Annotated in this window: 1 protein-coding gene; it reads right to left on the bottom strand. The window is 42.7% G+C overall.

What is annotated here, in order from left to right; translation table 11 throughout:
- Positions 1 to 34: 34 nt before the first annotated feature.
- Positions 35 to 223 (bottom strand): hypothetical protein, encoded by a 189-nt coding sequence (locus SB754_RS22215; protein ID WP_410784450.1) that lies wholly within the window; start codon positions 221 to 223, stop codon positions 35 to 37.
- Between the last annotated feature and the right edge of the window lie 23 nt (positions 224 to 246).

Below are 246 nucleotides of genomic sequence, written 5' to 3'. Positions count from 1 at the left end.
CCTTTGTATCTTGGAATCATCTACTCAGCTCCCTTTATGATCTTGTCCACTCCTTTAACATCTTGTCCCATATCACAACGATTAACTCCTGTTTGTTTAAGTACTCCCATAACTTCTTACGTAACGGGAAACCCTCATTGATTGCGCGCTTACTTCCCTTCACATCACAGACCTCTACACGCCCGTCTGAGTACGTTACTTTAAAGTCTGGTGTAAACCTCATAGATGACTTTTTCGACTTCCCAC

The sequence above is a fragment of the Leifsonia sp. SIMBA_070 genome (genome assembly GCF_046534635.1).
In the GTDB taxonomy this organism is placed as follows: Bacteria; Actinomycetota; Actinomycetes; order Actinomycetales; family Microbacteriaceae; genus Leifsonia.
Note: the sequence above shows the minus strand (reverse complement) of the source record. Positions and strands in the feature narration are given on the sequence as shown.